This is a genomic window from Serratia sp. TSO36 (genome assembly GCF_057808395.1).
The window spans coordinates 103,166-116,316 of record NZ_JBJZOU010000009.1 but is presented as its reverse complement, the minus strand read 5'-3'; the positions used below and the strand labels follow the sequence as shown (position 1 = coordinate 116,316).

Sequence of the window (13,151 nt, the reverse complement as noted above, 5' to 3'; positions counted from 1 at the left end):
AGCCAAGAATAAGCTGCACAAGGTAGCATCTGCTCCCCGGCGCCGATTACAATATAAAAGACAATAAATTTACAAAATCGGACATACTATGGCGTGGCTTCAGGCGCAGGACAGTTTTAATCCGGATACGCTCGACAACGGCGTGCTCGGGATCGCCGCCGAACTGGCGCAGCACGACTCTGGCACGCATTGGCATGACAGGGGCCAGTTGCTGTTCTGTCAGCAAGGCAGCATGCGTATCACGCTCAACCAAAGCATCTGTATGCTGCCGCCGGGCAGAGTTGCCTGGATCCCGCCGCAAGTGGCTCACCGCGTTCAGGTCAACGGCGTAGTCGGTTACCGTTCGCTTTATCTCGACGCCGATCGCTATGCCTGTCTGCCTGCGCAGCTTGCCGTACTGACAGCCTCGCCGCTGCTGCGCGAGGTGTTGGAACGCATCGCGTTCGCCGCATTCGACACCGACTGGCAGCATGGGCCTCACGCCAATATTCTGGCGGTCTGCCTGGACGAGATCGCCGCCGCGCCGCGCGAACTGACGTTGCTGCCGCTGCCCAGCGACCGGCGCCTGCGCCATCTGGCCAATCTGGACATGCTTCCGCCGCTGCACGAGCTATCGCGCTACAGCGGCGCTTCCGAGAAAACCATCAGCCGGATTTTCCGCCGTGAAACCGGCCTCAGTTATCAACAGTGGCGTCAGCAATGGCGCCTGATCAAAGCAATAGAGATGCTGGCCGCAGGGCTGAGCCAATCCGACGTCGCCGGTCGGCTGGCGTTTTCCAGCGACAGCGCCTTCGCCACTTTTTTTAAGAATATGGTGGGCTGCCCGCCGAGGGCGTATATGGAGAGAAGAAAGTAAGAGGCCGTCTAAAACGGCGACGGCGGGAACGGCGCCCCCGCGACAAGCGAGAAACGCCGTTCCGCTACGCCCTTATCGATAGACGATCTCGCCCTTCGGCTCGTAGGCCGCCGCATCCAGCGGTGAATGTTTCTCGATGTACTGCTTCAACACCTCGGCGTCGATAAAGCCGGTGTTGACGTAGCTCGGCAGCCCGTCCAGCTTCGGATAGCCGTCGCCGCCCAGCGCGTTGAAGTTCAGCGTCGCCATGCGGTAGGTTTTATCCGCCTGCAGCGGCTGGCCGTTGATCTTCACCTCGCTGACGCCCTTGCCGTCCGCCACCAGGCTGACGTTGGCGAACTGGGCGTAGGCGCCGGAATCCGGCTTCATGTTGGCCACCACCGCCAGGTACTGCTCAACCTCGCTGCCTTTCATATCAACATGCACCAGGGTGTTGCCGAACGGCTGTACCTTGAGCACGTTCTTATAGGTGATATCGCCGCTTTCAATCGAATCGCGCACCCCGCCGCCGCTCATCACCGCGAAGTCGGCATCGGCGCGCTCCCTCTGCGCCGCCAGCATCACCCGCGCCAGGTTGGTCTGCACGAAGCGCACCTTGCTGCGATCGCCCTCCAGCTTGCCGTTAACGCTGCCGATCTTCACGCCCAACTGCGCCTTGCCCTTCTCCTGGAACGGCGTCAGCAGTTTCATCATGGTCGGGTCTTCCGCGATCTGCTGGGTGTAGTACACCCGCTCGCTGGTGCCGTCCGCCTTCTCCACCTTCTTCTTCAGGTTTACCGGGATCAGCTGATAATGCACCAGCTTCAGCTCGCCGTTGCGGAATTCGAAGTCGGCGCGGCCCACGTATTTGCCCCACTCGTGCGCCTGCACGATCCAGGTGCCGTTCTGGCGATCCGGCGAGCACGGCGTGCCCGGCACGTAATCTGCCTGTTTGCGGTTGTCGCCGGCCATGCACACCGGATCCTGCGAGTGGCCGCCGACAATCATGTCGAGATACCCGGCCGGCAGGCTGCGCGCCATTTCCACGTCGCCCGGCGCGTTCGAGCCGTGTTCGCCATTGTCGTAGTGCCCCATATGGGTGGCGGCGATAATCACGTCCGGCTTCTCGTCATTACGCAGTTGCTCTACCACCTGCTTCGCCTCCTGCGCCGGCACGCGGAACTCCATGTCGGTGAAGTACTCCGGGTTGCCTATCTTGGCGGTGTCGTCGGTCGTCAGGCCGATCACCGCGATCTTGATGCCCTGCTTGTCGAACAAGGCGTAAGGCTTGAACAGGCGCTGGCCGGTGCTTTTCTGATAGATATTGGCGGACAGCAGCGGGAAGGTCGCCCATTTTTCCTGCTGCCGCAGCACGCTCAGCGGGTTGTCGAATTCGTGGTTGCCGATCGCCATCGCGTCGTAACCCACCAGGTTCATGCCGCGGAAGTCCGGCTCGGCGTCCTGTAAATCCGATTCCGGCACGCCGGTGTTGATATCGCCGCCGGACAGCAACAGCAGGCTGCCGCCCTGCGCCGCCACTTCCTGACGAATGCCGTCCACCAACGTTTTCTGCGCGCCCAGGCCGTATTCGCCATGATCGTTCTGCCAGAAGTGACCGTGATGGTCGTTGGTATGCAGAATGGTGATGGCGTAGGTCTTATCCTTTTCCCAGGCACTGGCGGCCCCCGACAGCAACGTCAGGGAAACGGCCAACGCACATGCGGTGGTTTTCAGCGAAAAACGCATGGCGGATCTCCGTGTATTAAATGGCTTTTATGATGAGGGCGAAATTGTAGCGCGAATCAATGACAGCTGATTTCAAATTTTTGCGATGTGAGTCTGATTATTTCAGATATGGTAAAAATTGCGCACCCTGCCTAAGATGTCTTCTCTGTGCTCAACAACTTATCAGGCTAATAATAATATGACCGACAGTAGCCAAAGCGCGATGCCACCCGCCAAGGGCAGTGCGGTGAAAGGCACCGCCTTCTCCATCCTCGGCGCCATCAGCGTGTCTCACCTGCTCAACGATATGATCCAATCGCTGATCCTGGCGATTTACCCGATCCTGCAAGCCGATTTTCACCTCAGCTTCGTGCAGATCGGTATGATCACCCTGACCTATCAGCTGACGGCCTCGCTGCTGCAGCCGCTGATTGGTTATTACACCGATAAACATCCGCAGCCTTATTCGCTGCCGATCGGCATGGGCTTTACCCTGTCCGGCCTGCTGCTGCTGTCGGTGGCGAGCACCTTCCCGCTGGTGCTGCTGGCGGCGGCGCTGGTGGGCACCGGCTCATCGGTGTTCCACCCGGAATCCTCGCGCGTGGCGCGCATGGCCTCCGGCGGGCGGCACGGCCTGGCGCAGTCGCTGTTCCAGGTCGGCGGCAACTTCGGCAGCTCGCTCGGCCCGCTGCTGGCGGCGCTGATCATCGCGCCTTACGGCAAGGGTAACGTCGCCTGGTTCACGCTGGCGGCGCTGCTGGCGATCGTGGTGTTGCTGCAGGTCAGCAAGTGGTATCAACATCAGCACCGGGCAACTAAAGGGCAGCCGAAAAGCCCATCAACGCTGAAACCGCTGCCAAAACGTACCGTAGTCTACTCGCTGGGCATCCTGCTGGTGCTGATTTTCTCTAAATACTTCTATCTGGCCAGCATCAGCAGCTATTACACCTTTTATCTGATACATAAATTCGGCGTTTCGGTGCAGAATGCGCAAATTCACCTGTTCGCCTTCCTATTTGCGGTGGCGGCAGGCACCATTATCGGCGGGCCTCTCGGCGACAAGATAGGGCGAAAATACGTTATTTGGGGCTCTATTCTCGGCGCTGCGCCGTTTACCCTTGTTTTACCTTATGCATCGCTCTATTGGACCGGCATTTTAACGGTGATTATCGGGGTTATTCTCGCCTCGGCGTTCTCCGCCATTTTGGTCTACGCCCAGGAGCTGATCCCCGGCAAGGTGGGCATGGTTTCCGGCTTATTCTTCGGTTTTGCTTTCGGTATGGGCGGATTAGGCGCGGCAGTTCTTGGTTATGTCGCGGATTTGACCAGTATCGAACTGGTCTACCAAATCTGTGCTTTCCTGCCGCTGATCGGCATTATCACCGCACTGCTGCCCAATATGGAGCATAAACCGCAATAACCCCGCGACCAGCCCGGATGAAATTACTTATTCGTCCGGGTTATCTTACGGATAAATCAATGTTATTTGCTTTATCTGGCACAAAACCCCCTCATTGCCGCGCCTTAAGTGAAATCCTCTGCCTTTTTACAAAAAAGGCCAAATTAGCCAAGCAAGCCGCGCACAAATGCAATAAACTAAATGTATCTTTTCGTAACTTTGTTGCGTTTCTCCCGTGCCGCGATGCATAGCCAGAAGGAGTATGGATGCATAATTCAACACCGCTCATTACCACCATCGTCGGAGGGTTAGTACTCGCCTTCCTCCTCGGCATGCTGGCGAACCGCCTGCGCATCTCCCCTCTGGTGGGGTATCTGGCCGCAGGCGTGCTCGCCGGCCCGTTCACCCCCGGTTTCGTCGCCGATACCTCATTGGCGCCGGAACTGGCGGAAATCGGCGTTATCCTGTTGATGTTCGGTGTTGGCCTGCACTTCTCTTTGAAAGACCTCCTCGCAGTAAAATCTATCGCCATTCCCGGCGCCGTAGCGCAAATAGCCGTCGCCACCCTGCTCGGCATGGGGCTGTCCAAGTTGCTCGGTTGGGATCTGATCTCCGGCCTGGTGTTCGGCCTCTGCCTCTCCACCGCCAGCACCGTGGTGCTGCTGCGCGCGCTGGAGGAGCGGCAGCTGATCGACAGCCAGCGCGGGCAAATCGCCATCGGCTGGCTGATCGTCGAAGATTTGGCGATGGTGCTGACGCTGGTATTGCTGCCGGCCTTCGGCAACATGCTAGGCAACGACAACGCCAGCAGCAGCCAGCTGCTGATGGAGCTGGCGCTGACCATCGGTAAGGTCATCGCCTTTATCGCGCTGATGATCGTGGTCGGCCGCCGCCTGGTGCCGTGGATCCTGTCAAAAACCGCCAGCACCGGCTCGCGCGAGCTGTTCACCCTGGCGGTATTGGCGCTGGCGCTCGGCATCGCCTACGGCGCGGTGAAGCTGTTCGACGTCTCCTTCGCGCTGGGCGCTTTCTTCGCCGGCATGGTGCTGAACGAGTCCGAACTGAGCCACCGCGCGGCGCACGACACCCTGCCGCTGCGCGACGCATTCGCGGTGCTGTTCTTCGTCTCGGTCGGCATGCTGTTCGATCCGATGATCGTGATTAACGAACCGCTGGCGGTGCTGGCGACGCTGGCGATCATCGTGTTCGGCAAATCCGCCGCCGCGTTCCTGCTGGTGAAAATGTTCGGTCACTCCAAGCGCACCGCGCTGACCATTTCCGCCAGCCTGGCGCAAATTGGCGAGTTCGCCTTTATTCTGGCGGGCCTCGGCATTGCGCTCGGCATGATGTCGGAACACGGCCGCAATCTGGTGCTGGCCGGCGCCATTCTGTCCATCATGCTCAATCCGCTGTTGTTCACCCTGCTGGAACGCTATCTGGCCAAGACCGAAACCATCGAAGACCAAATCCTCGAAGAGGCGGTGGAAGAAGAGAAGCAAATCCCGGTGGATATGTGCAATCACGCGCTGGTGGTCGGCTATGGCCGCGTCGGCAGCCTGCTGGGCGGCAAACTGGCCGAAGCGGGCATCCCGCTGGTGGTGATCGAGAACTCCCGCCCGCGGGTGGAAGCGCTGCGCGAACAGGGCATCAAGACGGTGCTGGGCAACGCCGCCAATCCGGAAGTGATGGATCTGGCGCGGCTCGACTGCGCGCGCTGGCTGCTGCTGACCATCCCCAACGGCTATGAGGCCGGCGAGATCGTCGCCTCGGCGCGCGCCAAGCGGCCGAATATCGAGATCATCGCCCGCGCCCACTACGACGACGAGGTGGCCTACATCACCGATCGCGGCGCCAACCAGGTGGTGATGGGCGAACGGGAGATCGCCAACAGCATGCTGAACATCCTGCAGCTGGACACCCTGAGCGAAGAAGAAAAAATGGGCGGCTGCCCGATCTGAAGCGCCACGCGCGCATAAAAAAAGGTCCGGCATGCCGGACCTTTTCTTTTTCAGCGGGTTAACGCTCCCAGTAAGACTCTTCCAGGCTGTCTTCCCGCTCCGGCAGGCCGCGAGTGAGGCGCGGCGAATGCTGGTTCAACACCTGGTAGCTGACGCGGTTGGCGTATTTGCACACCTGCGCCAGGGAGGAGTAAGTCAGGTAGCTGCGCACGTGCTTGCTGGAGTTCGGCACGTTGTGGCGGTGATAGCCGTTGGCGGCGATATCGTGCAGCAACGCCGACAGCGCGCCGTCGCCGGCGCCGTTGGTGTTCATGATCCTCTCCGGCCCGCCCATATACGGTGCGATGTGCGAATAAACGCGCAGCGGATTTTCACAGTGTTCACGGCGCATGGCGCGGCTGAATTCGTAGCGGTTGAACTCGGCGATATGCCCCGGCAGCAGCGGGTGCTGAGTCTGGCGCTTGTTGGCCTCTTCGGTGTAGCCCGCCATATACAGGCCGTTCGGCCCGGCGGTGCACAGCACCAGATCCACCCACTCCAGCGCCATGTCCGAGGCGGTCAGCGGATCGCTCAGCCCGGTCAGCTCCAGCGCTTCGTCTTCGTTCATCGCCAGAATCGTCACGTTTTCCTTCAGGAAGTCGCGCCACCACTGCGGGTTGTCGGCGATCACGTACTTGGTGCCCAGCGTCAATACCACCGGCACGTCGTGTTTTTTGGCGTATTCGATCGCCTGCAAAGTGGCGGCCTTCATCGGCTCCCCTTCCTTGCAGCGCACCAGATAAGAGCTCAGCACCAGCGCCGACGCGCCGGCGATCACCTCTTCAGGAATGCTTTCCGGGCGCAGCTGGTTCATCTGGCCCGGGTTGATGGCGAAGGTGCGCTCGCCGCTTTCGCCAATCAGCGTGAAACAGCGGCCGATGGCGCCATCAACGCCCTGCAGATAGTTAAGATCGGTACGGCTGGAGGTATTGCACAGGTAACGGTAGGCATAGCTGCCGATTTTCACGTTGCTGCACATCACGCCGAGCAGCACCGAGCGATCGTCCGCCAGCACCGAATAGTTGTGCATGGTATTGCCGATGGTGCCGCCGGCGAACTGATGGGTAACCAGGTTGTTTTCATTCAGTTCCTGATACAGCGCCTCGGCGACGTCGTCTTCGATCACCAGAGAGTGGCCCAGGCTCAGGCCGTAGCGCTGGACAAAAGCGTCGTCCACCTTCGCCTCGATATCCACCAGCGTCTGGTCGATGCCGACGATATACGAGGTGCTGATTTCACTTTCGGGCTGGGCCTGCTGCAGAAGCGGATCGCGGGCGCTCACCGGGAAATAGTGTTTGGACTTGCGTTTACCAGGAAATTTCATGTGATTGGCGGTGGTGGCGGTTTAACAAGCGGAGAATGTTAACACATTCCCGCCCGATCACGATGATTCTAATATACAGATTATTGATGATTAGAGGCGCTGCGCCACCAGCTGCTGCATCATATCGATATGCGCCGGCTCGTCGTTCAACGCAGAGATATACTCAAACTTCTCGCCGCCGGCCTCGAGGAAGATCTCGCGGTTCTGCTCCTTGATCTCTTCCAGCGTTTCCAGGCAGTCCGCCGAGAAACCGGGGCAAATCAGCTGAATGTGCTTCACGCCCTGCGCCGGCAGTCCCTTCAGGGTCTCATCGGTGTACGGCGTCAGCCACGGCTCGCGGCCGAAGCGCGATTGGTACGTCATCATCACTCGCTCCGGCGCCAGCGGCAATGTGGCGCTCAGCGCTCGCAGCGTATCCTCGCAGCGCTGCGGGTAGTCGTCACCCAGGCGCGCATAGCGTTTGGGGATGCCATGGAACGACAGCACCAACCGATCCGGCTGGCCATGCTCGGCGAACGAGCGCTCCACGCTTTGCTGCAGCGCGGCGATGTAGGCCGGGTGTTCGGCGTAATCGCGGATGAAGGCCACAGAAGGCAAGCGGCGATAGCCTTTCAGCACCCGCGCTATGCCATCCCATACCGCCGCGCTGGTGGAACAGGAATATTGCGGATAGAGCGGCAGCACCACCAGGTTGGTCACGCCCTGCGCCAGCAGCTTGTCGATGGCTTCCGCCAGGCTCGGCGAGCCGTAGCTCATGCCCAGCTCCACCGGCGTATTCGGCATGCGCGCCGCCAGCGCCCGCTGTTGGCGGCGGCTGTACACCAGCAGCGGCGAGCCTTCTTCCATCCACACCGACTGATAGAGCTTCGCCACGCGCGGCGAACGGATCGGCAAGATCGCGCCGTTGAGGATCGGCCACCAGATCAGCGGCGCCGTGTCGACCACGCGATCGTCACTGAGGAATTCCTTCAGATAGCGTTTGACCGCCGACGAGGTCGGCGCATCTGGCGTGCCCAGGTTCACCAGCAATACGCCGTGTTTCTCTTGCTTCATCTCAGTTCCCCTCATTTCCTTTCCGGCCGGCATTCCGTTCTGGGTCGGGATGTCAGCAGCCATTAATGCCGGCTATTGTAACGGAAAAGTCGAGCATCGAAACCGATAACAGCAACAGGCTATGCCTGTGGGCCTCCCCCTTGCGCCAGTCGCCACACCGCCGCTACGTTGCGCGCCGTCACCTGCAGATTGCGATCGGCGCCCGCCAGCGCTTCTTCCAGCGTCACGATGCCATCGAGCACCGAAAACGCCGCGTCGATGCCGTGTTGATGCACCACCTGGTAATCCGACGTCAGGCTGCCGGCGATGGCGATCACCGGCACGCCGTGGCGCTTGGCCACCCGCGCCACGCCGATCGGCGTTTTGCCGTGGATCGACTGGCTGTCCAGCCGGCCTTCCCCGGTGATCACCAGATCGGCATCGCGCACCGCCTCATCCAGGCGCAAGGTTTCGGTGACGATCTCGATGCCCGGCCGCAAACGCGCATTGAGCATGCCGAGCAGCGCCGCCCCCATGCCGCCCGCCGCGCCCGCCCCTGGCTGGGTGAGCACCGCGCGGCCGGTTTCCCGTTCCAACAGCTCGCCATAGTGATACAGCGCCGCATCGAGCTGCGCCACCATCTCCGGCGTCGCTCCCTTCTGCGGCCCGAACACCGCCGAGGCGCCCTTTTCGCCGCACAGCGGGTTATCGACGTCGCAGGCGGCGGTCACGCTCACCCGTTGCCAACGCGCATCCAGCCCAGTGAGATCGAGATGCGCCAGCTGCGCCAGCGCCGCTCCGCCCGCCGGCAGCGGCCGGCGTGCCTTATCCAGCAACTTCACGCCCAGCGCCTGCATCATCCCGGCGCCGCCGTCGTTGGTGGCGCTGCCGCCGATGCCGAGAATGACCGCCTTCACGCCGCGTTCCAGCGCCGCCAGCATCAGTTCGCCGGTGCCGTAGCTGGTGGTGATGCGCGGATCGCGCCGGCCGGGCGGTGCCAGGTGCAGCCCTGAGGCGGCGGCCATTTCAATCACCGCGGTTTCGCCGTCGCCCAGCAAGCCATAGAACCCCTGCACCGGTTCCCCCAGCGGCCCGGTGACCGTCACCTGGACGATTTCGCCGCCGGTGGCCGCCACCATCGACTCCACCGTGCCTTCGCCGCCGTCCGCCATCGGCAGCTTCACGTAGTGCGCCTGCGGGTAAATTTGGCGGAACCCCCGCTCGATGGCGTCGGCAACGCCGAGCGCGCTCAGGCTCTCTTTGAAAGAATCCGGGGCAATAACCACTTTTTTCAGCGTTTTCATCACTGTTCCTTATCCCGCCAGGTTAAATACGCCAAACATCAGCGCCGAGATTGCCGCAATGGTGAACCCCACCAGCGTTTCGTACGGCAGCAGCTTCAGCCGCTCGTGCACCGCCATATTGACGCTGCCGCCGGTGGCGTGGAAGAAGCTGCCGTGCGGCAGGTGATCCAGCACCGTGGCGCCCGCATGGATCATCGCCGCGCCGGCCAGCCCACTCACGCCCAGCTCGAGCAGCGTGGAGCTGAACACCCCGGAAGCCACGGCGGTGCCGGCGGTGGTCGACGCGGTCGCCATCGACATCAGCGCACCGGACAGCGGCGCCAGCAGCCAGGCCGGCAGCCCGGTGTGCGTTAAGCCGTTAATCAAGACATCCTTCAGCGCCGAGTTGGCGATAATGCCCGCCAGCGTGCCGGTGCCGAGCAGCATGATCGCCACCGGCGCCATGCGCGACAGGCCGGAGACCATAAACTGATTGCACTGGCGGATGCGCCCCATCAGCAGCGCGCCCGCCAAGCCGCCGGCCGGCAGCGCGATCAGCGGATCGACGGCGATGCCGGCGATCGGCCGCAGCGACAGCAGCAGGATCGCCACCAGCGGCGCGCTGATCGCCGCAGCGAAGCCCGGCCGCGCCCCTTCGGCATGCTGAGTCAGCTCTTCAGCCATCACTTTGCTGCCTTTATCGCTCAGGCGGCGCGCCAGCAGGTAGGCCACCACCAGGCCGCACAGCCCCGGCACGATGCCGGCCATCATCACCGAGGTGAGCGGCACGTGGAAATTGTCCGCCGCCGCGATGGTGTTCGGGTTGGGCGACATCACGTTGCCGGCCTTGCCGCCGCCGATCATCGCCAGCAGGATCGCCGCGCGCGAAATGCCGGCCTTTTGGGCTATCGACAGCGCGATCGGCGCGACGGTGATCACCGCCACGTCGATAAACACCCCCACCGCCGTCAGGATCAGTGTAGCCACCGCCAGCGCCAGCAGCGCGCGGGTTTCGCCCACCTTGCGCACGATGGTTTCGGCGATGGTGTGCGCCGCGCCGGATTCGATCAGCACCCCGGCCAGCACCCCCGCCGCCAGGATGCGCATCACGGCGTTGGTGATGCCCTGCGCCCCGCCGATCATCAGCGTTACGGTCTGCACCAGGTCGGCGCCGCCGCACAGCCCGCCCGCCAGCGCGCCGGCGATCATGCCGTAAGCCGGCGGCACCTTGCGTAGAATCAGGACGATGGCGACGGCTAACGCCACCAGCGCCCCCAGAGTGGATACGGTTGTCATTGTTGTTTTCTCCGTGGTTGATGTGCAGGCCAACATATCCCGCGCGCCCGGCGTTGGCCTGAGGGGAAACAACAAAAAATCGCCGGGGGAACGGCGTGGAATTTGTGGGTTGGCACAACTCAGTCGTGCATCAGCATGCCGATATATAACCGCAGAGCGTCGGTTAATTGGTTGATTTTCATGCCGGTTATCGCTTCGATACGCTGCAGGCGATAGCGCAGGGTATTGACGTGGATATGCAGCTGCGCGGCGGTCTGCGTCTGATCACAATTCTGCGAAAAATAGTGGCGCAGCGTGCCGCGCAGCACGCCTTTTTCGTCCTGTTCGCCCAGCGTCCGCCAGGGGCGCCCCAGCTCCTGCGCGCGCCAATCCTCCCCCAGATCGCACAACAGCGACGGCAGCGGGTAGTCGTGGTAGAACAGCGTCGCGTGACGCAGTTTCAGGCGCTGCGCCATCGCCTGAGTGGCGCGCGCCGTCAGGCTGGAACGGTAGGCGCTTTGCGGATCGTCATAAAAACCGCCGACGATCAAGCGCACCCGGAAGCGGTGTTTGAGTTGGTTTTGCAAACGCTGGGCCTGTTGGCGCTCCAGCTTCAGGCTCCATTCGCCCTGCACCATGCAGGCCGGGCGCAGCAGGGTCATTTCATTGAAGCCGGTAATGGCGATCAACGCGTCGCGCTGGGTGGCCTCCAGCTCCGCCAGCAGCTCGCGCAGCAGGTGCGGCTGCGCCTCTTGCAGCTCGACGATCCACACGATGCGCGCCTGGCGCAGATCCAATCCCAAATACGCCGCCATCGCCGCCAGCGACGCGGTGTTCGGCTGGGGCTGCAGCAGCTGATTCGCCAGCTCTTCCCGGTAGCGTTTTTCCCACTGGTGCTGATCCAGCAGCGCCGCCTGCTCCACCATCATCTCCGCCGCCATCTTCACCAGCTCGGCGTAGGCGCGCACCTCGGCCGGTTCGCCGGAGATGCCGATCACCCCCACCCGCTGGTTGCGAAAGCTGAACGGCAGGTTGATGCCGGGCCGCACGCCCTTCAGATGTTCGGCGGTGGCGCGGTCGATTTCCACCACCCGGTTCTCCGCCAGCGCCAGCACGGCGCCTTCATGGCGCTGGAACAGGCGCTGCGGGTTGCCGGAGGCGATAATCACGCCGTTGCTGTCCATCACGTTGACGGAATGGCTGATGATGCCCATCGCCCGCTGGACGATCTGGCGCGCGGTGGCTTCCGCCAGAAGATTGGTTTGTCTGAGCATGCCCGGCTCCCTACTGAGGGTGAAAACGCAGGCTTGTTATACGCCATTTGGCGCGGGCGATTAACGGGCACGGCCGCAACAAGCCGCCGCGATCACAATTTGGCGGGAAAACGGCAAAAAAAACGCCGGGCCACAGGCCCGGCGTCATGCACAACGCGCTTGCGATCAACCGAGGATGGTCGCCAGCTCTGCGCTCACTTCGGCCACCTTGCGGGTGCCGTCGATTTTGCGGTATTGGGTGTTACCCGCCGCCGCTTCTTTGCTGTAGTAAGAGATCAGCGGCGCGGTCATCTGATGGTATTCCACCAGGCGCTTGCGCACGGTCTCTTCCTGATCGTCCTTGCGCGTGGTCAGCTCTTCGCCGGTCACGTCGTCTTTGCCTTCCACCTGCGGCGGGTTGAACTTCACGTGGTATACGCGGCCGGACGGCGCGTGCACGCGGCGGCCAACGATACGGTCAACGATCAGCTCGTCCGGCACGTCGAACTCCAGCACGAAGTCCACGTTGATGCCGGCTTCTTTCATCGCGTCAGCCTGCGGAATGGTGCGTGGGAAACCGTCCAGCAGGAAGCCCTTGCGGCAATCTTCCTGAGCGATGCGCTCTTTGACCAGCGCGATCACCAGCTCATCGGTCACCAGCTTGCCGGCGTCCATGATCTCTTTCGCCTGCTTGCCCAGTTCACTGCCGGCCTTCACGGCTGCGCGCAACATATCACCGGTGGAGATTTGCGGAATGCCGTATTTCTCCATGATGAATTGAGCCTGAGTACCTTTACCAGCGCCCGGAGCGCCCAGCAGAATGATACGCATTGCGTAAATCCCCTTGCTATGTAGTTTTTATAAAATTGCGAAAACGCTCAACGATACCATTTCAGGGGGGGCAGGCTCAAGGCGCGCGAAGGAAATCGATTGCGGAATGTGCAAAAAAACGGACGAACAAAAAGCGAGAAAAGGCGGGGAAAAATCGGCAATGCGCCCCTAACGGTGCCGTTAAGGGCGCATATTTT

General features: G+C 61.7%; 10 protein-coding genes. 3 read left to right on the top strand and 7 right to left on the bottom strand.

What is annotated here, in order from left to right; translation table 11 throughout:
- Positions 1-88 precede the first annotated feature (88 nt).
- The gene (locus ACK3CV_RS05875) at positions 89-856 is read left to right on the top strand and encodes an AraC family transcriptional regulator (protein ID WP_033637359.1); all 768 of its coding nucleotides are present in this window, start codon (positions 89-91) and stop codon (positions 854-856) included.
- Between the two features lie 72 nt (positions 857-928).
- Here the strand turns inward: ACK3CV_RS05875 and ushA are convergent, their stop codons facing one another.
- Positions 929-2,581, bottom strand: a complete 1,653-nt coding sequence (ushA, locus tag ACK3CV_RS05870; RefSeq protein WP_164141163.1) for a bifunctional UDP-sugar hydrolase/5'-nucleotidase UshA — start codon at positions 2,579-2,581, stop codon at positions 929-931.
- A 178-nt stretch (positions 2,582-2,759) separates the two neighbouring features.
- Between ushA and ACK3CV_RS05865 the strand changes: the two genes are divergently transcribed.
- Both ACK3CV_RS05865 and ybaL read left to right on the top strand, forming a co-directional pair.
- The gene (locus ACK3CV_RS05865; RefSeq protein ID WP_033637357.1) at positions 2,760-3,980 is read left to right on the top strand and encodes an MFS transporter; all 1,221 of its coding nucleotides are present in this window, start codon (positions 2,760-2,762) and stop codon (positions 3,978-3,980) included.
- 245 nt (positions 3,981-4,225) lie between these two features.
- A complete protein-coding gene (gene ybaL / locus ACK3CV_RS05860; RefSeq protein WP_033637356.1) occupies positions 4,226-5,917 on the top strand; it encodes a YbaL family putative K(+) efflux transporter in 1,692 nt (563 codons plus the stop codon).
- Positions 5,918-5,975: 58 nt separating this feature from the next.
- On the opposite strand, the gene ACK3CV_RS05855 is transcribed toward ybaL, so the two are convergent.
- From ACK3CV_RS05855 to adk, 6 genes are all read right to left on the bottom strand, one after another.
- The gene (locus tag ACK3CV_RS05855; protein ID WP_025301797.1) at positions 5,976-7,280 is read right to left on the bottom strand and encodes an inosine/guanosine kinase; all 1,305 of its coding nucleotides are present in this window, start codon (positions 7,278-7,280) and stop codon (positions 5,976-5,978) included.
- A 90-nt stretch (positions 7,281-7,370) separates the two neighbouring features.
- Entirely contained in the window at positions 7,371-8,333 is a 963-nt protein-coding gene (hemH, locus tag ACK3CV_RS05850; RefSeq protein WP_164141165.1) for a ferrochelatase, read from the bottom strand.
- Between the two features lie 119 nt (positions 8,334-8,452).
- Positions 8,453-9,616, bottom strand: a complete 1,164-nt coding sequence (locus ACK3CV_RS05845; protein WP_103798873.1) for a glycerate kinase — start codon at positions 9,614-9,616, stop codon at positions 8,453-8,455.
- Positions 9,617-9,625: 9 nt separating this feature from the next.
- Complete coding sequence (locus ACK3CV_RS05840; protein ID WP_015376868.1) at positions 9,626-10,891, bottom strand: GntP family permease; 1,266 nt, start codon at positions 10,889-10,891, stop codon at positions 9,626-9,628.
- A gap of 119 nt (positions 10,892-11,010) precedes the next feature.
- Positions 11,011-12,144 carry a sugar diacid recognition domain-containing protein gene (locus tag ACK3CV_RS05835; RefSeq protein ID WP_039566980.1) on the bottom strand — a complete coding sequence of 378 codons (1,134 nt, stop codon included), beginning with the start codon at positions 12,142-12,144 and terminating at the stop codon, positions 11,011-11,013.
- 165 nt (positions 12,145-12,309) lie between these two features.
- The gene (gene adk / locus ACK3CV_RS05830) at positions 12,310-12,954 is read right to left on the bottom strand and encodes an adenylate kinase (protein ID WP_004940261.1); all 645 of its coding nucleotides are present in this window, start codon (positions 12,952-12,954) and stop codon (positions 12,310-12,312) included.
- Positions 12,955-13,151 lie beyond the last annotated feature (197 nt).

Excerpts from the sequence above, each read along its gene's own strand:
- ACK3CV_RS05855 (WP_025301797.1), bottom strand. The coding sequence starts at position 7,280 with ATGAAATTTCCTGGTAAACGCAAGTCCAAACACTATTTCCCGGTGAGC.
- ybaL (WP_033637356.1), top strand. The coding sequence starts at position 4,226 with ATGCATAATTCAACACCGCTCATTACCACCATCGTCGGAGGGTTAGTA.
- ushA (WP_164141163.1), bottom strand. The coding sequence starts at position 2,581 with ATGCGTTTTTCGCTGAAAACCACCGCATGTGCGTTGGCCGTTTCCCTG.
- adk (WP_004940261.1), bottom strand. The coding sequence starts at position 12,954 with ATGCGTATCATTCTGCTGGGCGCTCCGGGCGCTGGTAAAGGTACTCAG.
- hemH (WP_164141165.1), bottom strand. The coding sequence starts at position 8,333 with ATGAAGCAAGAGAAACACGGCGTATTGCTGGTGAACCTGGGCACGCCA.
- ACK3CV_RS05835 (WP_039566980.1), bottom strand. The coding sequence starts at position 12,144 with ATGCTCAGACAAACCAATCTTCTGGCGGAAGCCACCGCGCGCCAGATC.
- ACK3CV_RS05840 (WP_015376868.1), bottom strand. The coding sequence starts at position 10,891 with ATGACAACCGTATCCACTCTGGGGGCGCTGGTGGCGTTAGCCGTCGCC.
- ACK3CV_RS05875 (WP_033637359.1), top strand. The coding sequence starts at position 89 with ATGGCGTGGCTTCAGGCGCAGGACAGTTTTAATCCGGATACGCTCGAC.
- ACK3CV_RS05865 (WP_033637357.1), top strand. The coding sequence starts at position 2,760 with ATGACCGACAGTAGCCAAAGCGCGATGCCACCCGCCAAGGGCAGTGCG.
- ACK3CV_RS05845 (WP_103798873.1), bottom strand. The coding sequence starts at position 9,616 with ATGAAAACGCTGAAAAAAGTGGTTATTGCCCCGGATTCTTTCAAAGAG.